The sequence below is a fragment of the Variovorax sp. P1_H2 genome (genome assembly GCF_056405295.1).
In genome coordinates this window covers 1-26,248 of record NZ_JBFUCJ010000078.1, presented here as the reverse complement: position 1 = coordinate 26,248, position 26,248 = coordinate 1, and the positions used below count along the sequence as shown (strand labels likewise).

Genomic DNA, 26,248 nt, shown 5'->3' with positions numbered 1-26,248 from the left:
CTCTGCTTTTCCTGTCGACACGCTTCGCTTACGATCGAATCATGGATGCATCCACTGCCGACACCCATCTCGCGCGCCTGGCCGGTGCGATTGCCGAGCCTGCGCGGGCGCGCATGCTGTGCTGCCTGATGGACGGCCATGCGCGCACCGCAACCGAACTCGCGGCGGTCGCCGAAGTGGCTGCGTCGACCGCCAGTTCGCACCTTGCGCGGCTCAAGGCGCAGCGTCTGATCGACTCGGTGCCGCAGGGCAAGCATCGCTATTTCCGGCTCGCGGGCGGTGAGGTCGCTGCGGCGCTGGAGAGCCTGCTGGTGGTGGCGGGCGTCTCGCGCAGCCTCTTCAAGCCCCGCACGCCCAGCCCGTTGCGGGCGGCGCGCACCTGCTACGACCACATGGCGGGGACCGCCGGCGTGGCGTTGCACGACCATCTTCATGCCCGGGGCTGGCTCCGGCCGTCGAGCGGCGAGGGGCAGGCCTACGACCTGACGCCGGACGGCGAGCGCGCGCTCGAGGCGCTGGGCCTCGACGTGCAGGCCGCCCGCGGCAAGCGCCGTCGATTCGCCTGCGCCTGCCTGGACTGGAGCGAGCGACGCCCGCATCTGGGCGGCGCGCTGGGTGCCGCGCTGCTGCAGCTTTCCTTGCAGCGCGGCTGGGTGCGGCAAGACCTGGACAGCCGTGCGCTGGCACTGATGCCGCGGGCGCGGCGCGAGGTGCCGGCGCTGTTCGGCTACTGAAACGCCACTTCCGCGAAGCTGCGCAGCTTTCGGCTGTGCAGCCGGCTCGAGCCTTCCTTGCGCAGGATGTCGATCGCCGCCATGCCGATGCGCAAGTGCTGCTCGACGCGCTCGCGGTAGAACTGGTTGGCCATGCCCGGCAGCTTGATCTCGCCGTGCAGCGGCTTGTCGCTGACGCACAGCAAGGTGCCGTAGGGCACCCGGAAGCGGAAGCCGTTGGCCGCGATGGTGGCGCTTTCCATGTCGAGCGCGACCGCCCGGCTCTGGCTGAAGCGGCGCTGCGGCTGGTTGCCCGGCAGCAGCTCCCAGTTGCGGTTGTCGGTGCTCGCCACGGTACCGGTGCGCATGATCTTCTTGAGTTCGGAGCCCTGCGTGCCGGTGACTTCCTCGACCGCCTTCTCGAGTGCGAGCTGGATTTCCGACAGCGCCGGGATCGGCACCCACAGCGGCAGTTCCTCGTCCAGCACGTGGTCCTCGCGCACGTAGGCATGGGCCAGCACGTAGTCGCCGAGCTGCTGCCCCTGGCGCAGGCCGGCGCAGTGGCCGAGCATCACCCAGGCGTGCGGGCGCAGCACCGCCACGTGGTCGGTGATGGTCTTGGCATTGGCCGGGCCGACGCCGATGTTGACCATGCTGATGCCGGTGCAGTCCTCGCGCACCAGGTGGTAGCCGGGCATCTGCGGCAGGCGCGGCGGCGCCGTGCCCTGGGAGTCGTCGAGCAGATCGCCGAATATCGGGCTCGAACCCGCGGCCAGCCCGCGGCGCCGCGTGACCACGTTGCCGGGCTCGATGAAGGCGATGTACTCGCTGTTCTCGTCGGTCATCGCCTCGTGGCCGAGGCGCACGAACTCGTCGATGTAGAACTGGTAGTTGGTGAACAGCACGAAGTTCTGGAACCACTCGGGCGCGGTGCCGCTGTAGTGGCGCAGCCGGTGCAGCGAGTAGTCGACCCGCGCCGCGGTGAACAGCGACAGCGGCTGCGCTTCGCCGGGCCGGGCCTCGTAGGTGCCGTTGGCGATGCCGTCGTCCATGGCGCCGAGGTCGGGCAGGTCGAACACGTCGCGCATCAGCGCCCGGCGTTCGGCGCTCATGGTGCCTTCGATGTGGTCGTTCTCGGCAAAGGAGAAGTGGATCGGGATCGGCTGCGTGCTGGTGCCGATCTCGAGCTCGACCTGGTGGTTCTCGAGCAGCAGCCGGAACTGTTCGCGGTAGTAGCGCGAGAACAGGTCGGGGCGGGTCAGCGTGGTCTCGTAGCGGCCCGGGCCCGAGACGAAGCCATAACTCAGGCCGGCGTTGGCCGCCGGCGTGCGGCGCGAGACCGTGTGCGTGTGGACGCGAACGAAGGGGTAGCAGGCGCGCACCCGGCCCGGCAGGCTCTCGCCGGCGACGAAGCGCTGCATCGCCTCGCGCAGGTGCTGCAGGCCGCCGTTGTAGATCAGGCGGATCTGTTCCAGGGCGGCGTCGGGATCGGTGAAGCGGGCGGGCGCGATGAAGGCAGGCATGTAGGGCATGCCGGCATTGTGCAATGCGGCGGTACCCGCCGCGAAGTCATCTCAGTGCCCGCCCGGCCGCCCGAAGGGCACTGAGCACCCCCTCGGGGGGCAGCGATACGCGAAGCGATGAGCGTGGGGGCTTTTCATCTCATGGCGAGCCCGGAGCCAGCAGGCAGGCCAGCACCTTGGCGAGCATGTCGTCGACGCCGGTGGCCGGTACCGCGCCAGGCAGTTCGATGTCGCCGTGCATCACGAACACCGGCTTGCCCCACTTGAGACCCATCGCCATTTCCGACAGCGTCCCCATGTTGCCGCCGATGGCGATCAGGCACACCCCGCTGCGCGCGATGATCGCATTGCGCATCTCGCCCATGCCCGTGGGGACGGCCACGCTGAGCCATTCGTTGGCGTTGCGGTCGTCATCCTCGGGCAGGATGCCGACGGCGATGCCGCCGGCTTCGGTGGCGCCGCGCGAGGCCGCGGCCATCACGCCGCCGCGGCCACCGCAGACGATCGCCATGCCCGCGCCAGCCAGCGCATGCGCCACCGCATGGGCGGCCTCGCACTCGGCCTGCCCGCCGTCGCCGGGGCCGAGGATGGCCACGGGCTGAAGGTGGCGCATCGGCCCCCGCTGCCGCTGCGCGAGGCGCGCCAGCGCTTCAATGACCGGCGCCGACAGCACCACGCTCGCGCCTTCGCGTAACGACATCGCCCACTCCCATCACGATCACACACGCCACCATCAGCACCAGCGACAAGGCCGCTGCCACCGCGAAATCCGAACCGCCGTCACCCACCTGCGCGAGCAGCATCAGCGGCAGGATGTTGAGTTGGGTGCCCACCAGCGCCAGCGCGGTCCCGTAGGTGCCCATCGCGATCGCGGCCACCATGCACGCGTTCGACAGCACCGAGGGCGCGACCTCGGGCACCACCGTGTCCCAGAAGGCCCGCGCCCGCGACGCGCCCAGCGTGCGCGCCGCCTGCGCCGGACGCGGGTCGAGGTTGGCGAACACGGGGTAGAGCGACAGCGCCACGCGCGGAATCAGGTAATAGGCATAGGCAAAGCCGAGGCCGGAGACGCTGTAGATCCAGCTGCCGATGGCCGCCGGGTCGGCCCCCAGGCCCGCGAGCAACTGCGTCACGAATCCGGCGCGGCCGAAGGCCAGGATGAAGCCGTAGGCGATCACCAGGCCCGAGAAGGCCAGCGGCAGGCCCAGCAGCGTCATCATCCATTGGCGCCGCGCCGCAGGCTGGCGCGCGAGCTCGATCGCGATGCAGGTGCCCACCAGCGCCGACACCGCGCCGGCGGCCAGCCCGAGCACCAGCGTGTTGCGCAGCGCGCCGAAGAACAGCGGGTTGCCGAACAGCCGGCCGAAGGCGCTGCCGCCGCCGCTGAAGGCTTCGGGCAGCAGCGCCGCCAGCGGTGCCGCGAAGAACAGCGCCATGAAGGCCCAGGCGGGCCAGGCACCAAAGCGTCGCATGCCGGCCTACTTGCCCAGGGCAGCCTGGGCCCAGAGGCGGTCCACCTCGGCCTTGCGCTCCGAGGCCTTGACCACGTCGAGCGGGCGGATCTGCGGCGCCGGAGGCATCTTGGCCGCGACGTCGGGGCCGAGGGCCGTGCCCGGCACGGCGGGGCGCACGAAGCCCTGCGCGAACAGCGACTGGCCGGCCTCGCTCATGATGAAGTTGAGCCACAGCTTGCCGGCATTGGGGTTGGGGCCGTTCTTCACCAGGCTGATCGCGTAGGGCGCCGCCACGCTGGCCTCCTTCGGAATCACGACTTCGACCGCGTCGCCCATGCCGTCGACGTACTTGGCCTTGAGGCCGTCGTTCTCGTAGCTGATCCAGACCGGGATCTCGCCTTTCAGGAACTTGGCGTACGGCGTCGTGCCTTCCACGCGCAGCACGTTGCCGGCCGCGTGGAGCTTGCCGAGGTAGTCGGTGCCGGGCTGCACGTTGTCGACGCTGCCGCCGTTGGCGTAGGCCGCGGCGAAGGTCAGCACCTGCCCGATGCCGGTGGAGCGCGGGTCGAGGTACACCACCGTGCTCTTGAACTCGGGCTTGAGCAGGTCGGCCCAGCCGCTCGGCACGTTCTTCACCAGCTTCTTGTTGACCAGGAAGGCGATGTTGAGCGTGTGGATCGTGAACCAGCGGCCCTCGGCCTCGCGGAACACGGGCGGCAGCTGGTCGAAGTTGACCGGCTTGAAGGGTGCGACCACGTCCTTCTTCGCGGCATCGACGCCCGAGGCCGCGAAGTAGTAGGCGGTGTCGGCCTGCGGGCGGCGCCTGGTCTTCTCGAGCGCGACCACCGTGGCGGCCGAGCCGATGTCGTTGTAGGTCAGCTCGATCTCCGGGTAGCGCTTCTTGAAGTCGCGGAACAGCGATTTCCAGTTGGCCCACTCGGGGCCGGTGTCGAAGGAGACGCACAGGCCTTCCTTCTGCGCCTCGGCGTACAGCGCCTTCTCGCCCGCATAGAGCTCGGGGCCGTCGAAGGCAAAGGCGGTGCGGGCCGCGAGCGTCGCCAGCGGCAGTGCGCCGGCGGCCTGGATCAGATGTCTGCGTTGCATGGTGGCTCCTCGGTGGACGGGTGATGACGAAGGTCGGCGCTCAGTGGTCGAGCAGGCGGAGGTGTTCGGGGGCGATGGCGATCGCCTCGGTGGCGGGTGCGGGCGACTCCGCCAGGAAAGGCCTGGCCGCGCCCGCCACTTCGAAGTCGTAGCGCGTGAGCGAACCCAGGTAGCGCTGCGCGACGCTGCGGCCCGCCAGGCGGTTCAGGCTGCCGGGCTTCGGATCGGGCTCGATGTGTTCGGGCCGCACCAGCACGTGGACCTGGGTGCCGACGGCGCGGTGGCCGGTGGCAGCGAAGAATTCGGTGAAACCCAGGTCCAGCCGGTCGGCCGCGCTGACCGTCGCGGGCAGGATCGTCGACAGCCCCACGAACTCGGCCACCGCGCGGCTCGCGGGGCGCTCATAGATTTCACGGGGCGTGGCGATCTGCAGCAGCCGGCCGTCCTTGAGCATGGCCACGCGGTCGGCCATCACGAGCGCTTCTTCCTGGTCGTGCGTGACCAGCAGCGTGGTCGCGTTGAAACGCTGCTGGATCGACCGGATCTGGTCGCGCAAATGGCCTCGCACGCTGGCGTCGAGGGCGGAAAGCGGCTCGTCGAGCAGCAAGGCGCGGGGGTCGATGGCCAGTGCGCGGGCCAGTGCCACGCGTTGCTGCTGCCCGCCGGAGAGCTGCGCCACCGCGCGCTGCGCGTAGTCGCCCAGCCCCACGATGTCGAGCAGTTCCTGCGCGCGGCGCCGCCGTTCCGGCGTCGCCACCTTGCGCAGCTTGAGTCCGTAGGCCACGTTGTCGAGCACGCTCAGGTGCGGGAAAAGCGCATAGCTCTGGAACACCATGCCGATGTGCCGCTGGTGCGCGGGCCTGCGCGACATGTCTTCGCCGTCGAGCGCGATGCGGCCTGCGTGCCCCGTCTCCAGGCCGGACACCAGCTTCAGCAGCGTCGACTTGCCCGAGCCGCTGGGGCCGATCACCGCCACCAGCTCGCCGGTGCGCACGTCGAGCGAGACATCGTGCAGGCCGTGCGTGCTGCCCGGGTAGTTGTAGCTGACCTTGTCGAGGAGGAGGCTCACTGGAGTACCTTCGTGCTTCGCACTGCGGTGCGAGCTTGTTTGGGGCGGCCCGGCACGGCGCTCATGGCTGGAAAACCTTCGCGCCGCGCGCTGCGGTGCTTGCCTTGGGAGCGGCCCGGCGGCTCGCGGGCTGCTTCGCCAAAGAGGAGGAAAGAAGGGCCGACGCACTCGCCAGCACCAGCAGGATCACCGTGGCCGCACAGGCGAAGCCGGTCGCGCCATAGAAGGCCTGCAGCAGCACCACCGGATAGGTGCGGTTCTGGAAGCTCGTGAGCAGATTCGAAACGCCGAACTCGCCGACCGAGATGGCCGCGACCATCACCAGCCCGCTGAGCAGGCTCTGCCGCAGGTTCGGCAGCACGATGCCGGTGAACTGCTGCCAGCCCGAGGCGCCGAGCGTCGCCGCCGCCTGTTCGAGCCGGCCGAGGTCGAGATGGCGCAGGTCGGTCAGCAGCGTGTTCGTGAGGTACGGCAGCGTGAGGATCGCGTGCGCCGCGATCAGCAGCGGCATCGAGCCGAGCCACGGCGCGAGGTCGGTGTTGAAGACGATCATGTAGCCGAAGGCCAGCGTGATGGCGGGCACCGCGACCGGCGTGGCACTGACGATGCGCGCGCCCAGGCTGCCGCTGCGCCGCGCGCCGTGGTGCAAGGCGTAGGCCAGCGGCAACGCCAGCACCGTGTTGATCGCGCAGGCCGACATCGCCACCACGAGGCTGCTCACGAAGGCCTTGCGGAACGAGCGGTCGAGCCAGAGGTCGAGGTACCACTGCCCCGTGACGCCGGTGGGCAGCAGCGTGTTGGTCCAGTTGCCGCCCACGCTGCCGACCAGCAGCAGGACGATGGGCAGCAGCAGGTAGAGGCCGTAGAGGAGCGAGAYGCCGCGAACCAAGGGTTGTCTCCAGTGTCATGGTCACCCGGGATACTTTCCGGATGCGCTACTGTCTGCACAAGGTCAGCCGCAGCGTTCATGCGATTCTAGGAAGAGCGTGCGAGCCGATGGATGAAAGTTGGATGATGATGCTTGAGCAATTGGAAAATGTTTTTCACCGAATTTTCATCAATGGGAGCCCCGCATGAAGCGTGACTGCCCCACCATCCAGGAGTTGCTGGCCTTCGACGCCGTGGCGCGCCACCAGAGCATCACGCTCGCGGCCGGTGCCTTGTGCATCACCGTGAGCGCGGTCAGCAAGCAGATCGCAGGGCTCGAGGCTTTTCTCGGGCGCGAGCTGCTGCAAAAGAACGGCCGCGGCGTCCAGCTCACGCCGCAGGGGCGCGTGTACTGGCAGAAGATCTCGGGCGGCCTGCGCGCCATCGAGACGGCGACCTTCGAGGCCCGCTCGGGCAATGCCGGCGCGGGGCTGCTGACGCTCGCGAGCGTGCCCACCTTCCTGACCAAATGGCTCATTCCGCGGTTGCCGGCCTTCAGCCAGAAGAGCCGCCACGTGATGCTGAGCTTCAGCCGGCACCTGGAGCCCGGCGACGGCATCCCCGCGGGCGTCGATGCCGCCATTCGCTACGGGCCCGACGGCTGGCCCGGCGTGGTTTCCGAATACATCGCGGGACGGGAGTTCGTGCTGATCGTGGCGCGGGCGCTGGTCGAAAGCCGCCATCGGATCGCGCGGCCGGCCGACATCCTGGGCCATACGCTGCTGCATCACGAGGGGGCGCCCACCGCGTGGCGGCAATGGGCCGCGCAGCACGGCGTGCCCGAGGTGCAGACGATGGCGGGCCCGCGCTTCGCCCAGTACTCGGCGCTGATCCAGGCGGCGCTCAGTGGCCTGGGCATCGGCTTGGTGCCCAGGCTGCTGGTGCACGAGGAACTCGGCGAGGGCGCACTGTGCAGCCCCTGTGGTTCGCCCGTGAACGTGGACCAGGGGCACTACCTCTGCTATCGGCCCGACCGCCTCGAAATGCCGGCCTTCGCGGCGTTCCGCGAGTGGGTGCTGGACGAGGGGCTGAAGTCGCGCGGCGAAGAGGCGTGACGCAGCCCTGCCGATCGTTCGGCACCGGAGGGCTCAGGCCGGCGCCGGGCCGCCCCAAGGCGGCCTGCGGCCCCCTCGGGGGGCAGCGACCACACGCAGTGAGGGAGCGTGGGGGCGATCCAGGCCGGTGCCGGGCCGCCCCAAGGCGGCCTGCGCCCCCTCGGGGGGCAGCGACCCCACGCAGTGAGGGAGCGTGGGGGCGATCCAGGCCGGCGCCGGGCCGCCCCAAGGCGGCCTGCGCCCCCTCGGGGGGCAGCGACCCCACGAAGTGAGGGAGCGTGGGGGCGATCCAGGCCGGCGCCGGGCCGCCCCAAGGCGGCCTGCGCCCCCTCGGGGGGCAGCGACCACACGAAGTGAGGGAGCGTGGGGGCTCGTTTCAACCCGGCATCGGTTCCCGCATCGTCACGAACTCCTCCGCCACCGTCGGGTGGATGCCGATGGTGCTGTCGAACATCGCCTTGGTGGCGCCGGCGCGCATCGCGACCGCGAAGCCCTGCACGATCTCGCCGGCGTCGGGGCCGACCATGTGCAGGCCGACCACGCGGTCGCTGGCCTTGTCGACGATCAGCTTCATGAAGGTGCGCTCCGGGCTGCCGGACAGCGTATGGCGCAGCGCCCGGAATTCGCTCGAATAGAGCGTGATGGCACCGAATTTCATGCGCGCCGCGGCTTCGGTGAAGCCGCAGGTGCCGATGTTGGGATGGGTGAAGACGGCGGTGGGCGTGTAGTCGTAGTCGAGCCGCCGCTGGCCCTTGCCGAACAGCGTGTCGACCACGGCCATCGCCTCGGCCAGCGCCACCGGCGTGAGCTGCTGGGAGGTGGAGACGTCGCCCACCGCGTAGACCGAAGGCACCGAGCTGCGGTAGCGGGTGTCGACCACCACGCGGCCGCGCTCGTCGAGCGCGATCCCCACGGCCTCCAGCCCCATGCCCTGGGTGTTCGGAACCCGCCCGGTGGCGAACAGGATGGCGTCGGCCTCCACCCGCTGGCCCCGCGACAGGATCGCGCACAGGCCGCTGTCGAGGCGGCGGATCGAGGCGATCTCGGTGTTGAAGCGGATGTCGACGCCGGCACGCCGCATCTCCTTGGCCAGGAATTCGCGGATGTCCTCGTCGAATTCGCTCAGCAGGTGGGCGTTGCGCTGCAGCTGGACCACCTGGGCGCCCAGGCCGTTGAAGATCGAGGCGAACTCGCAGGCGATGTAGCCGCCGCCCACCACCAGCAGCCGCTTCGGGAAGGGGTCGAGATCGAACATCGCGTCGGACACGATGACATGCTCGCGCCCGGGCAGGTCCGGCACGTAGGGCATGCCGCCGGTCGCCAGCAGCACGTGCTCGGCGGTGCAGCTGCGTTCGCCGACCTGCACGGTGTGGCCGTCCACCAGCTGCGCCCAGCCGTGGATCAGTGTTGCACCGGCGCCTTCGAGCAGGCTGCGGTAAACCTCGTTGAGCCGCTTGATCTCGCGCCCGCGGTTGGCCTTCAGCCGGTTCCAGTCGAAGCGCCGCTCGCCGAGATCCCAGCCGAAGCCGGCCGCCTCCTCGAAGGCTTCCGCGTAGCCGGCCGCGTAGCTGTAGAGTTTTTTAGGAATGCAGCCCACGTTGACGCAGGTGCCGCCCAGTTCGGCGCATTCGGCCAGCGCCACGCGGGCGCCGCGCTGGGCCGCCATCCGTGCGGCGCGCACGCCGCCGCTGCCGCCGCCGATGACGAAAAGGTCGAAGTCGTAGGTGCGCATGGGAACTCCTTCGCGCCGACTGTAGCCGGCGCGAGGCGTTGCCGCTGCGCGGCGCCTAAGGGCCTGTTCACCCTATTTCCGGGGATCGCGTTGCCACGCGAAGGGGCTGGATGCAAGGCGCCTGCGCGCAGCAAGGCTTTCGCCTTGCAAGCGCGGGCAACGCCGCAGACGGCCCCTTCGCGCGGCAACCCGAAGGGAAGGCCTGCCAGGACGAGCCACTCGGCGTTGCGCTCCTCGCATGTGCCAACGCACATGCCGCGTCGCGCGCCTTGATTGGCCCGTCCTGGCAGGCCTTCGCGACCCCGGAAATAGGGTGAACAGGCCCTAAGGGCGGTCCTGCTGCGGCGCGCCAGGCCTGTCGGGCACCGGAATGCCCGAGCGCTGCGGCCCGCGAGGTTCGCCCGGCACCCGGGCCGGCTGCTGCATCTGCAGCGCGCGCTGCTGCATTTCCTGCGCCTGGCGGACCGTGTTGGCCTGTTGTGCCTGTTGTGCCTGTTGTGCCTGCTGGGCGTGCAGCATCTGCTGTTGCGCCTGCATCAGCTGCTGTGCGCGCTGGGCTTGCATCTGTTGCATGGCCTGCAATTGCTGGGCTTGCGCCTGGGCCGCACGCTGCTGCGCCTCCTGCTGCTGGCGCTGGGCCTGCTGCTGCAGTTGAAGTTGTTGCTGTGCTTGCGCTTGTGCCTGTGCCTGTGCCTGTGCCTGTGCTGCTTGCGCGGCGCGTTGCTGGGCTTCGATCTGTTGCCGCTGGGCCTGCTGCATCTGCTGAGCTTGCTGCAGCTGCTGGGCCTGTTGCATCTGCTGAGCCTGCTGCAACTGCTGGGCCTGTTGCATCTGTTGTGCCTGTTGCAGTCGCTGGGCCTGCTGCAGTTGCTGCGCTTGCTGCATCTGTTGCGCCGCCTGCGCCGCTTGCGCTTGCGCCGCGCGCTGCTGTAACTGCTGTTGCTGCTGGATCTGCTGAGCCTGTTGAAGCTGCTGCGCTGGCTGCGACGGTTGCGCCTGCTGGAACTGCCGAAGCTGCATCGCAGACTGGGGCGGGGGCGGCGCGGCGGGGCGACCGAAACCACCGCGCCCGTGATCGCCGAGCGGTATCGGCGCCCCCATCCCGACCGGCGCGCCGGTCATCCGGTCGGCCGGCAGGCGGACCACATCGCGGCGGCCGATCGGGCCGCGACCGAAGATGTCGGTGGGCACTACCGTGACCGCGCCAGGCCACTGCTGGTTGGCGAAGCCGGCTCGGCGTGCTGCGAGCTGCCGCTGGAAGGCGGCCCGATTGGCCTCGTCGACATAGCGCTGGCTGGCGCGATAGCCCGGCCGCCAGGGCTCGCCGGGCGCCAGCGGGAACCAGCCGACGCCGTTGCGGCCGCCGCCGATCGCGAGACTCGCGCCGGCACCGGCGGCACCGCCCACGAAGCCGACCAGCGCGGGCGCGTACACCGGGCGCGCGTGCCGCTGGCCGGGCACCCAGCCCCAGCGCGGACCGATGCGCGCCCAGCGGCCGTAATGCGCCGGCGCGAAGCCCCATGGCGCGGCGTCGATCCAGGTCCAGCCCCAGGGCGCCACGTCGACCCATTGGCCGTCGCGGTAGGGCGCCCAGTCGGGGGCGACATTGCGCGGATACCAGACGCTGCCGTAGGTCGGATCGTTTCGCCAGTCGCCGTAGGCGTCGAGCTGCTGGTAGCCGACCACTTCGCGCGAGACGTAGCGGGCCGAGATCGACAGATCCTCGATGCGGTCCCGTTCGGCCACCCATCGATCGAAGCCGTTGTCGGGTCGAACCGGTGCGCCGCTCGCGGCGGCCAGGTTGCGGCCCGAGGCGATGAACTGCTGCTGGGCACCCAGGTCGACGGATTCGCCGCCTTCGCCGAACAGCGTGACCCGGCCCGCGGCCACGGCGATGCGGGTGGTACCGGCGGCCGGGTCGGTCTCGATCCGGTAGTCGCCGGGGCCTTCGACCACCACCGCGAGGTTCGCGGTGTCGATCTCGAAGCGCCGGCCGTCGAGCGCCTCGCGCACCCGCACCTGCAACTTGCCTTGCGAGGCCGTGAGGCGGACCGTGACGTCGTCGAACTCGGAGAGGGTGATGCCGGTGTGCTCGTCGAGTCGCAGCGTGTCGGCGCCCAGGTGCAGTTCGGCCCGTGCATTGTGGTCGGTCCAGAGCCGGTCGCCGGCGGTGAGCGGGCGGTTGGGGCCCAGTTCGAACCAGTCGTTCTCGCCGGCCGGCGAGAAGCTGACCGTCCCCTGCTGGAAGTTCAGGCTGCCGACTCGGCCAGGGGGATCCTGCTGGGCGGCCGCGGGCAGGCCGGCCAGCAGCAACGCCAGGCCCAGCAGCCAAGCGGCCGTGCGGCCGCGAAGATCGGGGAAGGGGCGGATCATCGAAGGGCTCTTTCGTCTCTTCGCATACAACGCGCGAGGGCGGCTCCGCGCTGGCGTCCGCTTTGCAAAGCAGGGCAATATTTCAGCGCTGCACGCAACCGCATGTAAGCCGGCCCGCCGCTCGCCCGCAGGTCGGAGCGGCTGTCAGGGCATGGCGCCGGCGAGCGCGTTCCGGTGGCTCAGGAAGAAGCGCAGCATCTCGGCGCTGGCATCCGGGCCCGACGGGTCGGTGTAGGAGCCGCGCGCATCGCCGCCCGACCAGGCGTGTCCGGCGCCGTGCAGCAGCCAGTGCTCGACCGTCGGCACGCCATCGGCATCCGCATGCACCTGCCGCGTGAAGCCCCGGCCCTGCGTCGACCGGCCCGGGGATGCCTGCATCGGGGTCGCGACCCTGTCCTGGCCCGCCAGCGCGGCCGCGACCAGCGCCTCGCCGTTGCGGGCGTTCACGGTGCTGTCGGCATCGCCGTGGAAGACGATGGTGGGCACGGCGGGGCCGCCCGTCCCGGCACCGGCGGGCCCGCTCCTCATCGCGGCCAGCGCCGACATCAGGTCGCTGGCCGCGCCGCTCGGCAGCCCCGAGTGCACGCCGACCGCGGCGAACAGGTCGGGGTAGCCGCGCCCGAGGATGTCGGCCATCGCACCGCCGGCCGACAGGCCTGCGACATAGACGCGCGCCGGATCGACATCGTGCGAATCCATGACCGACCGGGTCAGCGCGGCCAGCAGGGCCGGCTCTCCGCGCCCGCGCTGCTGGTGCTGCGGTTTGAACCAGTTCCAGCACCTGGACGAGTTGGCGTGCTGGGTCTGGGCCGGGTAGAGGACCAGGAATCCGTGCTCGCGCGCCAGCCGGTTCATCTGCGTGCCGGCGGCGAAATCCTCCGGGTTCTGGGTGCAGCCATGCAGCATCAGCAGCAGCGGGCGGGGGCTGCCGGCGCCCTGCTCGGGCACGAAGAGCTTGTACGCGATCGGCCGGTGCTGGTGGGCGAACAGTCCGTCGCTCCATTGCTCGATGCCGGGCTCGATGCCGCCGCTTTCGTGCGCGGGCGCCTCTGCCGGCGCCGGTTCGACCCGGCGGGCCTCGACGTCGACGACCAGGGTTTCGTCGTTGGCCGCGGGCATGCGGCTCTCGCGCTCCGCCGCATCGGGCGTCGCGGCGCCGCCGCGCAGGGCGCGCTGGATCGCCCGGGTCGCTTCCTGCAGGTTGCCCCTTTGGGTGAGGAGGGTGGCCTTGCGCATCAGGCGTTCGAACAGGGGATTCATTGGGGCCTTCGGAGAGGGAAAAGAAGCGGATCAGCGCAGCCGGCCGGCCAGCGCGGCCTTGACTGCGGCGCTCGCATGCAGGGCGCCGAGCACGGTGACCGAAGCGATCGTTTCGAGTGCCAGCTCGGGCGTCACGTCGGCGGAGATGCTGGCCAGGCCGAGCACCCGGATCTCGAGCCGCTCGCCGGCGCGGCGCACGGCCTCGAGGTCGGCGGCGCTGAACTGCTGCAGTCCGAGCACCAGCATCTTGCGGGCGACCACTTGCTTCAGTGCATCGCCATGGACCGCCAGTTGGTTGCGGATGGCGGTGCGGATGAAGTCGGTGCGGTTCGAGTAGAAGCCCTCGCCCACCAGCAGGTCGACCTGGCCGAGATCGACATAGCCGAGGTTGATCGTGATCTTCTCGGCTTCGGGTGGCTTGGCGCGCAGCGCGGCCGGCGCGGGATGACTTTGCATCTCGCCATCCTAGCACCATCTGATCACCATCCCAATGGATGGTTTTTTGACCTTTGGCTAGCCTCCGTACAGGTATTGGGGCAACCAAAGCGTCAGGCCGGGCCAGAGATACATGAACACCATGCACAGCATCACGATGAGCATGTAGGGCATCATCCCCGCGAAGATCTGGTTGAGCGTCACGTGTGAAGGCGACACCCCTTTCAGATAGAAGGCCGACATCGCCACCGGCGGCGACAGGAAGGCGGCCTGCAGGTTCACGAACACCAGCACGCCGAAGAGCAGCGGGTCGATCTGGAAATGCGCCAGCAGCGGCAGGAAGATCGGAATGAAGATCACGATGATCTCGGTCCATTCGAGCGGCCAGCCGAGCACGAAGATGAGCGCCTGCGACAACAGCAGGAACTGCAGCGGCGTCAGGTCCATTCCCAACACCCATCCTTCGATGACGCGCTGGCCGCCGAGCAGCGCGAAGACCGCCGAGAACAGCGCGGATCCCACGAACAGCCAGCAGACCATCGCCGTGGTCTTCGCGGTCAGGAACACGGCCTCCTTGATGCGCTGGAAGTTCAGCGTCTTGGCCTGCCAGGCCATCAGGAAGGCGCCCGCCGCGCCGACGGCCGCCGATTCGGTGGCGGTCGTGATGCCGAACAGGATCACGCCCAGCACGACCAGCGTCAGGATGCCCAGCGGCATGACCGACGACACCAGCAGGCGCAGGATCTCGAACTGCTCGGCGTCCAGCTTCGCGTAGTACCAGCCGAGCAGCACCAGCACGAAGGTGCAGGTCAGCCAGAAGCCCGTGTAGAAGGCGGCGGGGACCGCCTGCGCGTGCGGTGCGGCGACCGGCTCGCCGAGCGCCTGCAGGCCTTCTCCGGCGCCGGGGGAGGGGTTGTCAGCGGCGGGCGGCTCCTGGACGCCTTCGGACGAGGGCGGCTCCTGCAGCCCTTCGGCGGGCGGCTCCTGCAAGCCCTGGGCCCGCGGTTCGGCCAGTGCGCTGCCGCCTTGCGGCGCCTGCCGCGACTGCTCGGCCACCGGGGGCGGCGGGTTGGTGTCTTTCTGCGAATAGATCGTCACATACCACCAGACGGAGCCCAGCGTCACGGCCGCAAGAAGCAGCGGCACGAGCGCCTGCGCCAGATAGCGCACCAGCATCCACCACGTGATCCGCACGCCGGCGGCTGCCGCGCCCGATGCGCGCCCGGGCCGAAGCACCGCGGTCGCGAGCGCCGGCAGCAGGCGTTGCGAGTAGCTGGCGGCGATGTGCGCCACCGGGGGCGTGACGGGCGCGCGCTGTGCTTCGGGCGGCAGCTTCGGCGCCACCTTGGGCTGGATCAGCGCCCAGGCGATGACGTAGATCAGATAGAGGAAAGCGAGAAAGAAGCCTGGAAACATCGCCGCCGCGTAGAGCTTGACGACCGACTGCCCGGCCACCGCGGCGTAGACGATGATCATCACCGACGGCGGGATCAGAATCCCCAGCGTGCCGCCCGCGGTGATCACGCCGGCGGCGAGCCGCGTGTCGTAGCCGGCGTCGAGCATCGGCCGCATCGCGATCACGCCCATCAGCACCACCACCGCGCCGACCAGGCCGCTGGCGATGCCCCAGAAGGTGCAGATGATCAGGGTCGCGACCGCCAGCGATCCCGGCACGCGCCGGAACGCGAGCTGCACGCTGTAGAACATCTTGTCGACCAGCGCGCCGCGTTCCATCACGTAGCCCATCAGCACGAACAGCGGGATCGACAGCAGCGTCTCGTTGGTCATCGCGCCGAAGGTGCGCTGCACCATCAGGTCGAAGATGTGGTTGTCGAACCATGGCGCGGCGGGGTCGTAGAACGCGACGAAGCCGAACAGCATGCCCAGCCCCATCAGGGTGAAGGCGGTGGGGAAGCCCAGCATGATGACGACCACGATGAGGCCGAGCATCGTGAGCCCGAGTGCGGCCTGGGTCATTCGCAAACCCTTGCGCCGTGCGCCGCCGCGGTGCGAATCGCCATGGGACGTCTCATGGCGCCTCCCTGCCGCGGTGGCGCGCCGCTTCGTCCACGTCCTTGGCGCGCTCGATGGCGTCGCGCCGCGCCTCCTCGTCCACGAAGGTGCTGTTGGCGAGCTGCTGCTCGATCACGTCCATTTCGCCGGCGTCCTTCAGCCGCGGCGTCCAGGCGCCGGTGCGCAGGCACACCACGCAGCGCAGGATCTCGGCGAGCCCCTGCAGCATCACGATGGCGCCGGCCAGCGGGATCACGAACTTGAAGGGATACACCGGCAGCGGCGTGGCATTGAAGGTCTGTTCGTTCATGGCCAGGGAGTCCTGGTAGTAGCTCCAGCCAGCCCAGGTCAGGGCGCCGATGCCGGGGAGGAAGAAGGCGATGTAGAGCACCAGGTCCAGCGTGGCCTGGGTACGCGGTTTCATGCCGGCGTAGAGGAAGTCGCCGCGCACATGGCCGTCCTGCGACAGCGTGTAGGCGCCGCACATCATGAAGAGCGTGCCGTAGAGCATGTTGTTCACGTCGTAGATCCACGCCGTGGGCGCGTTGAGCGCATAGCGCTTGAACACCTCGGCGCACACCACCAGCATGAGCGCCACGATGAGCCACGCGAAAGTCTTGCCGGCCCAGGTACTCAGGCGGTCGGCGGCATGCAGCAGTTGTTGGGTTTTCATCGGCGTCGCGGCGTGCAGCTGGCAAGAAGGAGCCTTCCGGGGTCAACCGGAAGGGCTGGCGCCGCGATGGCGGGGAAGGCGCATGGCCGTCAGGCCTTCTTCGCCGAGAAGTAGTGGTTGTAGGCCATCTTGAAATCGACCATGTAGTCGTTTTGCCATTGGCCGGCGGACTGCGCAAAGGCTCTCTGCGAGTCGAGCACCTTCTGGAACAGCGGGTTCTCCTTCGCCTTCTGGGCAATGATCTTGTCCCATGCGGCGAGCTGGGCGCGCAGGATGGCGTCGGGCGTCTTGTAGAACTTGACGCCGGCCTTCTTCATCTCCTGGTAGTCCTTGGTGTTGCGGTCCACGGCCTTCCAGCTCATGTCGGCGCTGGCGGCCTGCACCGCGTAGTCGATGATGGACCGAAGCTCCTGCGGCAACGCGTTGTACTTGCCCTTGTTGAACAGGATCTCGAACTGCTCGCCGCTCTGGTGAAAACTMTGCAGCATGCAGTTTTTCGCCACGTCGGGAAAACCCAGCACGCGATCGCTCGACGCATTGTTGAACTCGGCCGCGTCGATCAGGCCGCGGTCGAGCGCAGGCACGATCTCGCCGCCGGACAGCGGGTTCACCGCCGCGCCCAGCTCGGTGAAGATGTCGACCGCGAGACCCACGGTGCGGTACTTCAGGCCCTTGAGGTCCTCGACGCGCGCGATCGGCTTCTTGAACCAGCCCAGCGGCTGCGTCGGCATCGGGCCATAGAGGTACGACACCACGTCCATGTGGATCGACTTGTAGATTTCCTCGAGCAGCGCCTTGCCGCCGCCGTAGTAGTGCCAGGCCAGCACCATGTTCGCATCCATGCCGTAGCCCGGGCCCGAGCCCCACAGCGCGAGCGCCGAATTCTTGCCATAGTGGTAGGCCACTACGCCATGGCCGCCGTCCAGCGTGCCCTTGTTCACCGCTTCGAGGAGCTGGAAGGCCGGCACCACGGCGCCCGAGGGCAGCACCTCGATCTTCAGGCGGCCGCCCGCCATGTCGTTGACCTTCTTGGCGAAGTCGTGGGCGTATTCATGGAAGATATCCTTCGCCGGCCAGGTGCTCTGGAATCGCATCGAAGTGGTCTGGGCCATGCCGACCATGGGCGCGGAGAGGGTGCCGGCCGCGACGGCGGCCCCTTTCAACAGACTGCGCCGACGGCTCATTGAGTGCTCTGTCATTGCGTGCCTCCGTGGATATGAGACCTAGACATTTTCTTTCATAGGTGAACTTTTGTGATAGAGAGGGTTTTCTCGAACTGAGCAGAATTCGATCTGCGGCGGGCCGTTTTCCCGCGTGATGAAGGATTCGGCCCGGCTCTTTTCCCTCCAACTTTCAAGGACAAGACAAGAAATGACCCCAACCGACGCGACAACGCCTTCTCCGGCTGCTGAACGGGCCGGCGTGAGGCCGGCCGCGGGCTATGCCGGCGACGTCACGCCGGAGCAGGCGGCGCAGTGGATGGCCAGCGGCGAGGGCGTCCTGGTCGACGTTCGCAGCGACGCCGAGCGCGAATGGGTGGGCTATGTGCCGGGCGCGGTGGGCCTGGCCTGGAAGCAATGGCCCGGCATGGCGCTCAATCCGGTCTTCGACGAAGGCTTGCGGGCCGCCATGCCGGCGGGCGCCAAGGCCTTGATGCTGTGCCGCAGCGGCGTGCGCTCGATCGCCGCCGCCAGGCGCGCGACCGAACTGGGCATCGAGGCCTACAACATCCTCGAAGGTTTCGAGGGCGATGCCGATGCGGACGGGCACCGCGGCCGAAAAGGCGGCTGGCGCTTCCGCGGCCTGCCCTGGAAACAGGCTTAGCTCTCCCCCAGGTCGGGCTCACTTCGTGTAGCCCTCCCACCCCCTGCCGGGGGCAACACCAGCGGCCCGGCGAAGCCGGTTCCGCGGGGCTGTTGCTCGCCCCCAGGTTGGGCTCACTGCGTGTAGCCCGCCCACCCCCTACCGGGGGCGCAGTCAGCGGCCCGGCGGAGCCGGTTCCGCGACTGCCCACGAACGGGCGCGCTGCGCGCAGCCGTAGAAAAACCACAGCGCGGATTGATTAGGCCGGCGCAGCCCGGCCCGTTGGTGAAACACCGCGGAACCGGCTTCGCCGGGCCGCTGGTGTTGCCCCCGGTAGGGGGTGGGCGCCCGGACACGAAGTGCCGGGCAACCTGGGGGCGAGCTAGATTTTCGGAATGCGCAGCTTCTGCCCCGGATAGATCTTGTCCGGATGGCTCAGCATCGGCTTGTTGGCCTCGAAGATCACGTTGTACTTGTTGGCGTCGCCGTAGAACTTCTTCGAGATCGCCGAGAGCGTGTCGCCGCGGACCACGTCGTGGTATTGCGCCGGGTCGGCTGCCGGTGCCACCAGGTTGTTGTCGACCTGGGTCACGTTGGCCACATTGCCCGCGGCCAGCGAGGCTTTCTCGCTGGCTTCCTGCGACGGCGCGTTGCCCGACAGCGTCACGATGCCGGTGACGGCGACGTAGCCGACTTCCAGCCCTGTGAGGCCCAGGTTCTGGGTCTCGATGTAGGTCTTGATGGCCGCCGCGGCCGCCTTGTCCTTGTCCGGTTCCGCCGCCTGCGCCACCGAACCGCCGAAGAGCTTCTCTCCGGCCTCCTTGATGAAACTCAGCAAACCCATGGTTTCTCCTTTTGATTGGTTGATGGGGCAGGCCACTTTAACGGCGGAAGATGGCGCTTTCGCGTAGGCGGCCATCCCATGTGCAAGCGCCCGTAAGCACAACTCGCAATAATGCCGCGCATGGCATTCCTCGCGATCGACATCGGCAACACCCGCCTCAAGTGGTCCCTCTACGACGCCGCGCGTCCCGGCGCCGTGCCGATCGCGCATGGCGCCGAGTTCCTCGATCACATCGAGCGGCTGGCCGAGGGCCCCTGGGCCGAGCTGCCCGCGCCCGAGTCGATGCTCGGCTGCGTGGTGGCCGGCGATGCCGTGCGGCGCCGCGCCGAGGAGCAGCTGGTCGAGCGCTTCGAATGTTCGCCGCGCTGGGTGGTGTCGAGCCTCGCCGAGGCCGGCATCGTCAACGGCTACGACCATCCCACCCGGCTGGGCGCCGATCGCTGGGTGGCGATGATCGGGGCCCGCCATCGCATGCTGTTGCAGGGGGCTCCCCGGCCGATGGTGGTGGTGATGATCGGTACCGCGGTCACGGTCGAGGCGGTCGACGTGCACGGGAAGTTCCTCGGCGGCCTGATCCTGCCGGGCCACGGCATCATGCTGCGCGCGCTCGAGTCCGGCACCGCCGGTCTGCACGTGCCGACCGGCGAAGTGCGCGAGTTCCCCACCAACACCAGCGACGCCCTGACCAGCGGCGGCACCTATGCCATCGCCGGTGCGGTCGAGCGCATGGTGCAGCACGTGCGGGCGCATTGCGGCGCCGAGCCGGCCTGCTACATGACCGGCGGCGCCGGCTGGAAGATGGCGCCGAGCATGAACGGCGACTTCGAACTGGTCGACAGCCTGATCATGGACGGGCTGCTGGTGATCGCGCAGGAGCGGCTTTTGCCAGGGTAGGTGAATCACCCCCGAAGCGCCTGCGGCGCTGCCCCCTCAAGGGGGCGATACCAGCGGCCCGGCGAAGCCGGTTCCGCGGTATCCCTGGACTTGGGCTGCGCCGGTTTCAATCGTCGCGGAAGGCGCATGGCGCCATGGCTCCCGCTTGATCAGCCCCTCCAAAGCTGCGTCGCGGTGTGTATCGCCAGGCCGACCAGCCCGCCGACCAGCGTGCCGTTGACCCGGATGAACTGCAGGTCGCGGCCGATGTTGCGCTCGAGCTCCACCGTCATCTCGTCGGTGTTCCAGTCGGCCACCCGTTCCACGATGTAGCGCCGGATGTCCTCGCGATAGCGCTCGATCGCGCGCGGCGCCGCATCCACGATCTGCTCGTTGATCCAGCGCCGCATCGCCTCGTCGGCCGAGAGCCGGGCGCCGAGCGCGCCGGCCATCGCGACCAGCCGCCGGCGGATGCTCGAATCGCCTTTCGCCAGGTCGTCGTGCAGCCACGCGAGCAGTTCGCTCCAGAGGCCGTGCAGGTAGTCGCCGAGCGCCGGATGCGCCTGCAGCTCGGCACGGATCGCTTCGCCGCGGCGCTGGAATTCGGGGTCGGTCTTCAGCCGCTCGACGAAGCCGGCCATGGAGGCATCGAAGCGCAGACGCAGCGGATGGTCCGGCTCGGCCGCCATCTCGCCCAGGGTGTGCACCACCGCGGCCACGATCTTGCGCGTCGCCAGCCGGGCCGCCACCTGGTCCAGGCCGACGTAGCGCAGCGTCTTGATCTCGCGCGCGATCGCCTCGGTGATCCGCTCCTGCACCTCGTCGCCCTCGACCACCGCCGTGACCTGCCGCAGCACGTCATCGAGCAGGGCGTGATGGCGGCCGCCGGCAGTCAGTGCATCCAGCGCCTGGCCGGCCAGCCGGGCCAGGTCCACCTGGGCCAGCGCGGCCGCTGCCAGGCGGCCGAGGAAGTCGCGCACCCGGGCGTCGTCGAAGGCCGTGAGCCCGTAGCGCGCCGCGGCCACCAGGTGGCCGCCGAGCTTCTCGGCGCTCGCCGGCCGCGAGAGCCAGTGCGCCAGCCGCGCGGCCGGGTCGAACTGGGCCAGCTTGGCCAGCACTTGCGGCGTGCTCAGGAAGTTGTTGCAGATGAAGCCGGCCAGCTTGGCGCCGATGCGGTCCTTGTTGGCCGGGATGATCGCGGTGTGCGGGATCGGCAGGCCCAGCGGGTGGCGAAACAGCGCCACCACCGCGAACCAGTCGGCGATCGCGCCGACCATCGCGGCCTCGGCGAAGGCCGCCACGTAGCCCCAGACCGGATGGCGGGGCTCCAGCGCGGTCGCCAGCGCGTAGAGCAGCGCGGCGGCGCCCAGCAGCGACAGCGCGACGCGCTTCATGGCGCGCGCCGGGTCAGCGGATCTCCTTCGTCGCGGCCAGACCCTGCAGGAACTGCTCGCAACGCGCCAGTTGCTCCAGCGTCACGTACTCGTCGGGCTGGTGCGCCTGCGCGATGCTGCCGGGGCCGCAGACCACGGTCGGGATGCCGGCATTCTTGAACAGGCCGGCCTCGGTGCCGAAAGCCACCAGCGTGGTACGCGATTCCTTCGCCAGGCGCTGCGCGAGCCGGGTCACGGGTTCGTCGGCCGAGCTCAGGAAGCTCGGAATCTCGCAGATGGTTTCGAAGCTGAAGCCGGCGTCGGGGGCGACTTTCTTCATGGTGGTCTCGGTGCGGCTGGCGTAGTCGGTGATTTCCTTCTGCATCCGCGCCGCGTCGGCCGTCGGCAGGTTGCGGAATTCATAGCGGAATTCGGCGTCGCGCGGCACCACGTTGTCGGCGATGCCGCCATGGAACTGGCCCACGCTGGCGGTGCTGAAGGGGACGTCGAAGCCCGCGTAGCGCCGCTCGTCGCGCTCGAAGCCCTCGGCCATGTCGCGCAGCTTGCCGACCACCCGCGCCGCCATCTCGATCGCGTTGACCGACTGCGGTGTCAGCGACGAATGCGCCTCCTTGCCGCGCACGCAGCACTTGTAGCGGTAGACGCCCTTGTGCGCGATCGCCGGCACCATCAGCGTCGGCTCGCCGATGATGCAGGCCAGCGGCTTGATGCCCTGGTCCTTCATGTCGGCGATCAGTTCCCTGACGCCGAAGCAGCCGACCTCCTCGTCGTAGCTGAAGGCGAAGTGCACCGCGAACGGCGAGTCGCTCTCGATGAAGCGTTCGGCATTGGCCAGCGCGATCGCGATGAAGCTCTTCATGTCGGCGGCGCCGCGGCCGTAGAGGCGCGGCTCGATCCGCGCCGATTCGGCATCGGCATCATCGGCGGGCCAGTCCTGCACGATCCCCGACAGCGGGTCGACGCTCCAGTCCTGCCCGTCCCACGGCACGGTGTCGGTGTGGCCCGAGACGATCACGCCGGCCTTCTTGCCGGCGCCCAGCGTGGCGAACAGGTTGGCCTTGGTCTTGTCGGCGTTGTAGGTCAGCCGGCTGCGCACGCCGAGGCCGGCCAGGTGGTCGCGCGCGAAATCGATCAGCTCGAGATTGCTGTTGGCGCTGACCGTGTTCATGCGCAGCAGCGTCTGCGCGAGTTCGAGGCTGCGGGAGGAAAGCACGTGTGGCATGCGGGGCATTGTCCCGGAAGTCGGGTCTGGCGCGCCGGCGCCGCCGAAGTGTCATGGCGCGGGAGTAGGCTGTGCGGTCGCATTCACCAAGGAGAAGAACCATGACATCCAGCCAGACCCCGATCGCAGCCGCCACGCTGGCCGCTGTGCTTTGCCTTGCGGGCTGCAGCGCGCCGGGCGGCAAATCCACCTCCGGCCTGCCGACGCTGGACGGCCGGCCGCCGCTGGTGGTCGCGCACCGCGGTGCTTCGGGCTATCTGCCCGAGGAGACGCTGGAGGCCTACGCGCGCGCGATCGAACTGGGTGCCGACTACATCGAGATGGACCTGGTTTCGACCAAGGACGGTGTGTTGATCACGCGCCACGATCCCAACCTGGCGATCAGCACCGACGTCGCCAGCCGGCCCGAATTCGCGGCTCGCAAGAAGACCATCCAGGTCGACGGCGAAACGCAGACCGGCTGGTTCAGCAATGATTTCACCTTGGCCGAGATCCAGCGGCTGGGGGCCATCTCTACCGATGCCGAGCGTCCACAGCAGTTCAATGGCCAGTACAAGGTGCCGACCTTCCAGCAGGTGATCGACCTCGCGAAGGCCAAGTCGCGCGAAAGCGGCCGCACCATCGGCATCTATCCGGAGACCAAGAACCCGACCTACTTCCGCGACCTGGGCCTGCCGCTCGAAGACAAGCTGATCGCGATGCTCGAGGCCGCCGGCTGGAACAACAAGGGGGCGCCGGTGTTCGTCCAGTCCTTCGAGCCCGGCAGCCTCAAATACATGAAGGCCAAGGGCCTGAACACCCGCATCGTCCAGCTGATCGATGGCGATGGCATCGACATGAAGAGCGGCGCGATGACCTATGCGGTGCCGGTCGATCGTCCCTACGAATGGACCAAGGCAGGCGACCGGCGCAATTTCGACGTGATGGTGACGCCCGCCGGCCTGGCCGAGATCAAGACCTATGCGGACGGCATCGGCCCCTGGAAGCGCTACATCGTGAGCATGAAAGGCACCATCGGGCCCGATGGCAAGCCGGTGGACGTCAATGGCGACGGCAAGATCAACGATGCCGACGCCACCAGCCTTGGCCCGACCCCGCTGGTCGCCGACGCCCACAAGGCCGGCCTGTTCGTCCATCCTTTCACCTTCCGCAACGAATCGCGGCGGCTGCCGGCGGACTACAAGGGCGATCCGTCGAACGAGTACCTGGTGTACTACCGGCTGGGCGTGGACGGCGTCTTCACCGATTTCACCGATACGGCACTGGCCGCGCGCGCAGCGTGGCTGAAACAGCAAGTGCGTTGAATCGTCAGTCGCGCGGCCCCACGCGGCACGATCTTTGCGGGCTCCATCCGCAAAGTCTAGACTCGTGTCCATGAAACTCATCGATTCCCTCGTCACCCAGGCGGCTGGCATCGCCGCGGTCCGACGCGATCTCCACGCCCATCCCGAGCTCTGTTTCGAAGAAGTCCGTACCGCCGACGTGGTGGCGGCCAAGCTGACCGAATGGGGGATCCCGATCCACCGCGGGCTCGGCACCACCGGCGTGGTGGGCATCGTCAAGAACGGCAGCAGCGCCCGGGCTGTCGGCCTGCGCGCCGACATGGACGCGCTGCCGGTCACCGAGCTCAACACCTTCGCGCACGCCAGCAAGCACCCCGGCAAGATGCACGCCTGCGGCCACGACGGCCACACGGCCATGCTGCTGGCGGCGGCGCAGCACCTGGCGAAGCACCGCAACTTCGACGGCACGGTCTACCTGATCTTCCAGCCTGCGGAGGAGGGCGGCGGCGGCGCCCGCGAGATGGTCAAGGACGGCCTGTTCGAGCAGTTCCCGATGGAAGCCGTGTTCGGCATGCACAACTGGCCCGGCATGAAGGCCGGACAGTTCGCGGTCAGCCCCGGGCCGGCCATGGCGTCGAGCAACGAGTTCAAGATCAGGATCACGGGCAAGGGCGGGCATGCCGCGCTGCCGCACACCGGCATCGATCCGGTGCCGGTGGCCTGCGAGATGGTGCAAGCCTTCCAGACCATCCTCACGCGCAACAAGAAGCCGACCGATGCCGGTGTGATCTCGGTCACGATGATCCATGGCGGCGAGGCCAGCAACGTGATCCCGGACAGCTGCGAGCTCAAGGGCACGGTGCGCACCTTCTCGCTCGAGGTGCTGGACCTGATCGAGGCCCGCATGAAGACCATCGCCGAGCACATCTGCGCGGCCCACGAGGCGCAGTGCGACTTCCACTTCCACCGCAACTACCCGCCGACCCTCAATTCCGCGGCTGAAGCCAACTTCGCGCGCCGCGTGATGGCGGGCATCGTCGGCGAAGACAACGTGCTGGTGCAGGAGCCGGCGATGACGGCCGAGGACTTCGCCTTCATGCTGCTGGCCAAGCCCGGCGCCTACGCCTTCATCGGCAACGGCGACGGCAGCCACCGCGCCGTGCACCACGGCGGCGGCCCCTGCATGCTGCACAACGCGAGCTACGACTTCAACGACGACCTGATTCCGCTCGGCGCCACCTGCTGGGTGCAGCTGGCCGAACAGTTCCTCAACGGCCCGAAGCTGTCGGAAGGGGCCGCGGCATGATCGGCGTCGGCGAAGCCTTCTCGCCGCGCTATGCCCAGGCGCGCCAGAAATTCCTGCAGGGCTGCGCCGGTGCCGGGCTCGAAGTGCGCTCCCGTGTCCATCCGCTCAAGGGCCGCGATGGCGAGGAACTCGCGATGGACGTCGCGCTCGATGGCGACCCACAGGCCGAGCGCATGCTGATCGTCACCAGTGCCTGCCATGGCGTCGAAGGCCATTGCGGCAGCGGCGTGCAGGTGTTCGCGCTGCACGATGCCGAATGGCGCGAGAAGGCGCGCGCGCAGGGCGTGGCCGTGCTGTACGTGCATGCGCTCAATCCGCACGGTTTCTCGCATGGCCGCCGCGTGACGAACGAGCACTGCGACCTGAACCGCAACTTCTTCGATTTCGCCGAACCGCTGCCGGTGAACGAGGCGTACGCCCAGTTGCATGCGCTGCTGCTGCCCGCGCAGTGGCCGCCGACCGAGGCGAACGAGGCCGCGATCGCGGCCTGGATCGAGAACAACGGCGCCGGCGCCTACCAGGCCGCCGTGACCCGCGGCCAGTACCAGTTCGAGGATGGCCTGTTCTTCGGCGGCCAGGCGCCGACCTGGAGCAACCGCACCTTGCGCGAGGTGCTGCGCACGCAGGTGCAGGCGGCGCGCCAGGTCGCCTGGATCGATTTCCACACGGGTCTGGGCCCCAACGGGCTCGGGGAGCGGATCTTTTCCTGCCGCGACGACCAGGCCGCCTATGCGCGCGCCAACGCGTGGTGGGGCACGCCGGCCGCGCCGGTGACCTCGATCTACGACGGTTCGTCGACCTCGGCCTTCCTGACCGGCCTGATGTGCAATTCGATCTACGAGGAATGCCCGCAGGCCGAGTACACCGGTATCGCGCTGGAGTACGGCACCGTGCCCATCGTGGAGGTGGTGGGCGCGCTCCGGGCCGATCACTGGCTGCACAAGCATCCCGAGGCGCCGCCCGAACTCGCGGCGTCGATCCACGCGAGGATGCTCGAGGCCTTCTACACCGACACCGATGCCTGGCGCGGCCAGATCATCAGCCAGGCCCGCCAGGCCATGTTCCAAGCCATAGATGGGCTCTCCCCCAGGTTGGCTCACTTCGTGTAGCCGCCCACCCCCTCGCCGGGGGCAACACCAGCGGCCCGGCGAAGCCGGTTCCRCGGTGTTTCACCAACGGGCCTGGCTGCGCC

23 protein-coding genes are annotated in these 26,248 nt (G+C 68.9%); 7 read left to right on the top strand and 16 right to left on the bottom strand.

The annotated features are described in order from the left end of the window. Positions 1-41 precede the first annotated feature (41 nt). Positions 42-734 (top strand): ArsR/SmtB family transcription factor, encoded by a 693-nt coding sequence (locus AC1D2E_RS23475; protein ID WP_478199631.1) that lies wholly within the window; start codon positions 42-44, stop codon positions 732-734. On the opposite strand, the gene AC1D2E_RS23470 is transcribed toward AC1D2E_RS23475, so the two are convergent. From AC1D2E_RS23470 to AC1D2E_RS23445, 6 genes are all read right to left on the bottom strand, one after another. After that, positions 728-2,245, bottom strand: coding sequence for an AMP nucleosidase (locus AC1D2E_RS23470; RefSeq protein ID WP_478199630.1), 1,518 nt, complete (start codon positions 2,243-2,245; stop codon positions 728-730). The two genes, AC1D2E_RS23475 and AC1D2E_RS23470, sit on opposite strands and share 7 nt — an antisense overlap. Before the next feature lie 130 nt (positions 2,246-2,375). After that, positions 2,376-2,936 carry a TIGR00725 family protein gene (locus tag AC1D2E_RS23465; RefSeq protein ID WP_478199629.1) on the bottom strand — a complete coding sequence of 187 codons (561 nt, stop codon included), beginning with the start codon at positions 2,934-2,936 and terminating at the stop codon, positions 2,376-2,378. Continuing rightward, positions 2,887-3,708 carry an ABC transporter permease gene (locus AC1D2E_RS23460; protein ID WP_478170965.1) on the bottom strand — a complete coding sequence of 274 codons (822 nt, stop codon included), beginning with the start codon at positions 3,706-3,708 and terminating at the stop codon, positions 2,887-2,889. The genes AC1D2E_RS23465 and AC1D2E_RS23460 overlap by 50 nt, the downstream gene beginning before the upstream one ends. A gap of 6 nt (positions 3,709-3,714) precedes the next feature. Then, positions 3,715-4,794, bottom strand: a complete 1,080-nt coding sequence (locus AC1D2E_RS23455; protein WP_478199628.1) for an extracellular solute-binding protein — start codon at positions 4,792-4,794, stop codon at positions 3,715-3,717. Between the two features lie 40 nt (positions 4,795-4,834). Further along, positions 4,835-5,863: an ABC transporter ATP-binding protein gene (locus AC1D2E_RS23450; RefSeq protein WP_478199627.1), complete on the bottom strand. Its 1,029-nt coding sequence runs from the start codon at positions 5,861-5,863 to the stop codon at positions 4,835-4,837. Positions 5,864-5,924: 61 nt separating this feature from the next. Next, the gene (locus tag AC1D2E_RS23445; protein WP_478199626.1) at positions 5,925-6,752 is read right to left on the bottom strand and encodes an ABC transporter permease; all 828 of its coding nucleotides are present in this window, start codon (positions 6,750-6,752) and stop codon (positions 5,925-5,927) included. A gap of 184 nt (positions 6,753-6,936) precedes the next feature. On the opposite strand from AC1D2E_RS23445, the gene AC1D2E_RS23440 reads away from it, so the two are divergent. After that, the gene (locus AC1D2E_RS23440) at positions 6,937-7,845 is read left to right on the top strand and encodes a LysR substrate-binding domain-containing protein (protein ID WP_478199625.1); all 909 of its coding nucleotides are present in this window, start codon (positions 6,937-6,939) and stop codon (positions 7,843-7,845) included. 376 nt (positions 7,846-8,221) lie between these two features. Here the strand turns inward: AC1D2E_RS23440 and gorA are convergent, their stop codons facing one another. The 7 genes from gorA to AC1D2E_RS23405 all read right to left on the bottom strand — a co-directional run bounded on the left by gorA (position 8,222) and on the right by AC1D2E_RS23405 (position 17,530). Next, positions 8,222-9,577: a glutathione-disulfide reductase gene (gorA, locus tag AC1D2E_RS23435; protein WP_478199624.1), complete on the bottom strand. Its 1,356-nt coding sequence runs from the start codon at positions 9,575-9,577 to the stop codon at positions 8,222-8,224. A 324-nt stretch (positions 9,578-9,901) separates the two neighbouring features. Then, positions 9,902-11,950 carry a DUF6600 domain-containing protein gene (locus AC1D2E_RS23430; RefSeq protein ID WP_478199623.1) on the bottom strand — a complete coding sequence of 683 codons (2,049 nt, stop codon included), beginning with the start codon at positions 11,948-11,950 and terminating at the stop codon, positions 9,902-9,904. A gap of 144 nt (positions 11,951-12,094) precedes the next feature. Continuing rightward, positions 12,095-13,210: an extracellular catalytic domain type 1 short-chain-length polyhydroxyalkanoate depolymerase gene (locus AC1D2E_RS23425; protein ID WP_478199622.1), complete on the bottom strand. Its 1,116-nt coding sequence runs from the start codon at positions 13,208-13,210 to the stop codon at positions 12,095-12,097. Positions 13,211-13,240: 30 nt separating this feature from the next. Further along, complete coding sequence (locus tag AC1D2E_RS23420; protein ID WP_478199621.1) at positions 13,241-13,666, bottom strand: CopG family transcriptional regulator; 426 nt, start codon at positions 13,664-13,666, stop codon at positions 13,241-13,243. 57 nt (positions 13,667-13,723) lie between these two features. Beyond that, complete coding sequence (locus AC1D2E_RS23415) at positions 13,724-15,622, bottom strand: TRAP transporter large permease subunit (protein WP_478199620.1); 1,899 nt, start codon at positions 15,620-15,622, stop codon at positions 13,724-13,726. A 52-nt stretch (positions 15,623-15,674) separates the two neighbouring features. Further along, the gene (locus AC1D2E_RS23410; protein ID WP_478199619.1) at positions 15,675-16,331 is read right to left on the bottom strand and encodes a TRAP transporter small permease subunit; all 657 of its coding nucleotides are present in this window, start codon (positions 16,329-16,331) and stop codon (positions 15,675-15,677) included. Between the two features lie 89 nt (positions 16,332-16,420). Beyond that, positions 16,421-17,530, bottom strand: coding sequence for a TRAP transporter substrate-binding protein (locus tag AC1D2E_RS23405; protein WP_478199618.1), 1,110 nt, complete (start codon positions 17,528-17,530; stop codon positions 16,421-16,423). A gap of 172 nt (positions 17,531-17,702) precedes the next feature. Here AC1D2E_RS23405 and AC1D2E_RS23400 point away from each other — a divergent pair, with 172 nt between their 5' ends. After that, on the top strand, positions 17,703-18,155 hold the full coding sequence (locus AC1D2E_RS23400; RefSeq protein ID WP_478199617.1) for a rhodanese-like domain-containing protein: 453 nt from the start codon (positions 17,703-17,705) through the stop codon (positions 18,153-18,155). Positions 18,156-18,516: 361 nt separating this feature from the next. Here the strand turns inward: AC1D2E_RS23400 and lysM are convergent, their stop codons facing one another. Further along, positions 18,517-18,978, bottom strand: a complete 462-nt coding sequence (lysM, locus tag AC1D2E_RS23395; RefSeq protein ID WP_478199616.1) for a peptidoglycan-binding protein LysM — start codon at positions 18,976-18,978, stop codon at positions 18,517-18,519. A 120-nt stretch (positions 18,979-19,098) separates the two neighbouring features. On the opposite strand from lysM, the gene AC1D2E_RS23390 reads away from it, so the two are divergent. Further along, the gene (locus AC1D2E_RS23390; protein ID WP_478199615.1) at positions 19,099-19,872 is read left to right on the top strand and encodes a type III pantothenate kinase; all 774 of its coding nucleotides are present in this window, start codon (positions 19,099-19,101) and stop codon (positions 19,870-19,872) included. 149 nt (positions 19,873-20,021) lie between these two features. Here the strand turns inward: AC1D2E_RS23390 and AC1D2E_RS23385 are convergent, their stop codons facing one another. Both AC1D2E_RS23385 and argE read right to left on the bottom strand, forming a co-directional pair. Continuing rightward, on the bottom strand, positions 20,022-21,245 hold the full coding sequence (locus AC1D2E_RS23385; protein ID WP_478199614.1) for a DUF445 domain-containing protein: 1,224 nt from the start codon (positions 21,243-21,245) through the stop codon (positions 20,022-20,024). Positions 21,246-21,258: 13 nt separating this feature from the next. After that, positions 21,259-22,467, bottom strand: a complete 1,209-nt coding sequence (gene argE, locus AC1D2E_RS23380; RefSeq protein WP_478199613.1) for an acetylornithine deacetylase — start codon at positions 22,465-22,467, stop codon at positions 21,259-21,261. Positions 22,468-22,568: 101 nt separating this feature from the next. On the opposite strand from argE, the gene AC1D2E_RS23375 reads away from it, so the two are divergent. From AC1D2E_RS23375 to AC1D2E_RS23365, 3 genes are all read left to right on the top strand, one after another. Then, positions 22,569-23,771, top strand: a complete 1,203-nt coding sequence (locus AC1D2E_RS23375; RefSeq protein ID WP_478199612.1) for a glycerophosphodiester phosphodiesterase — start codon at positions 22,569-22,571, stop codon at positions 23,769-23,771. 70 nt (positions 23,772-23,841) lie between these two features. After that, positions 23,842-25,056, top strand: a complete 1,215-nt coding sequence (locus AC1D2E_RS23370; RefSeq protein ID WP_478170983.1) for a M20 aminoacylase family protein — start codon at positions 23,842-23,844, stop codon at positions 25,054-25,056. Further along, positions 25,053-26,165, top strand: coding sequence for a M14 family metallopeptidase (locus AC1D2E_RS23365; protein WP_478199611.1), 1,113 nt, complete (start codon positions 25,053-25,055; stop codon positions 26,163-26,165). Before AC1D2E_RS23370 ends, AC1D2E_RS23365 begins: the two co-directional genes overlap by 4 nt. Positions 26,166-26,248: the final 83 nt, after the last annotated feature.

Bases quoted from the DNA above. Each gene is read 5' to 3' on its own strand.
- AC1D2E_RS23425 (WP_478199622.1), bottom strand. From the start codon at position 13,210: ATGAATCCCCTGTTCGAACGCCTGATGCGCAAGGCCACCCTCCTCACC.
- argE (WP_478199613.1), bottom strand. From the start codon at position 22,467: ATGCCACACGTGCTTTCCTCCCGCAGCCTCGAACTCGCGCAGACGCTG.
- AC1D2E_RS23365 (WP_478199611.1), top strand. From the start codon at position 25,053: ATGATCGGCGTCGGCGAAGCCTTCTCGCCGCGCTATGCCCAGGCGCGC.
- gorA (WP_478199624.1), bottom strand. From the start codon at position 9,577: ATGCGCACCTACGACTTCGACCTTTTCGTCATCGGCGGCGGCAGCGGC.
- AC1D2E_RS23470 (WP_478199630.1), bottom strand. From the start codon at position 2,245: ATGCCCTACATGCCTGCCTTCATCGCGCCCGCCCGCTTCACCGATCCC.
- AC1D2E_RS23440 (WP_478199625.1), top strand. From the start codon at position 6,937: ATGAAGCGTGACTGCCCCACCATCCAGGAGTTGCTGGCCTTCGACGCC.
- AC1D2E_RS23385 (WP_478199614.1), bottom strand. From the start codon at position 21,245: ATGAAGCGCGTCGCGCTGTCGCTGCTGGGCGCCGCCGCGCTGCTCTAC.
- AC1D2E_RS23455 (WP_478199628.1), bottom strand. From the start codon at position 4,794: ATGCAACGCAGACATCTGATCCAGGCCGCCGGCGCACTGCCGCTGGCG.
- AC1D2E_RS23400 (WP_478199617.1), top strand. From the start codon at position 17,703: ATGACCCCAACCGACGCGACAACGCCTTCTCCGGCTGCTGAACGGGCC.
- AC1D2E_RS23465 (WP_478199629.1), bottom strand. From the start codon at position 2,936: ATGTCGTTACGCGAAGGCGCGAGCGTGGTGCTGTCGGCGCCGGTCATT.
- AC1D2E_RS23420 (WP_478199621.1), bottom strand. From the start codon at position 13,666: ATGCAAAGTCATCCCGCGCCGGCCGCGCTGCGCGCCAAGCCACCCGAA.
- AC1D2E_RS23370 (WP_478170983.1), top strand. From the start codon at position 23,842: ATGAAACTCATCGATTCCCTCGTCACCCAGGCGGCTGGCATCGCCGCG.
- AC1D2E_RS23430 (WP_478199623.1), bottom strand. From the start codon at position 11,950: ATGATCCGCCCCTTCCCCGATCTTCGCGGCCGCACGGCCGCTTGGCTG.
- lysM (WP_478199616.1), bottom strand. From the start codon at position 18,978: ATGGGTTTGCTGAGTTTCATCAAGGAGGCCGGAGAGAAGCTCTTCGGC.
- AC1D2E_RS23415 (WP_478199620.1), bottom strand. From the start codon at position 15,622: ATGACCCAGGCCGCACTCGGGCTCACGATGCTCGGCCTCATCGTGGTC.
- AC1D2E_RS23375 (WP_478199612.1), top strand. From the start codon at position 22,569: ATGACATCCAGCCAGACCCCGATCGCAGCCGCCACGCTGGCCGCTGTG.
- AC1D2E_RS23390 (WP_478199615.1), top strand. From the start codon at position 19,099: ATGGCATTCCTCGCGATCGACATCGGCAACACCCGCCTCAAGTGGTCC.
- AC1D2E_RS23460 (WP_478170965.1), bottom strand. From the start codon at position 3,708: ATGCGACGCTTTGGTGCCTGGCCCGCCTGGGCCTTCATGGCGCTGTTC.
- AC1D2E_RS23410 (WP_478199619.1), bottom strand. From the start codon at position 16,331: ATGAAAACCCAACAACTGCTGCATGCCGCCGACCGCCTGAGTACCTGG.
- AC1D2E_RS23475 (WP_478199631.1), top strand. From the start codon at position 42: ATGGATGCATCCACTGCCGACACCCATCTCGCGCGCCTGGCCGGTGCG.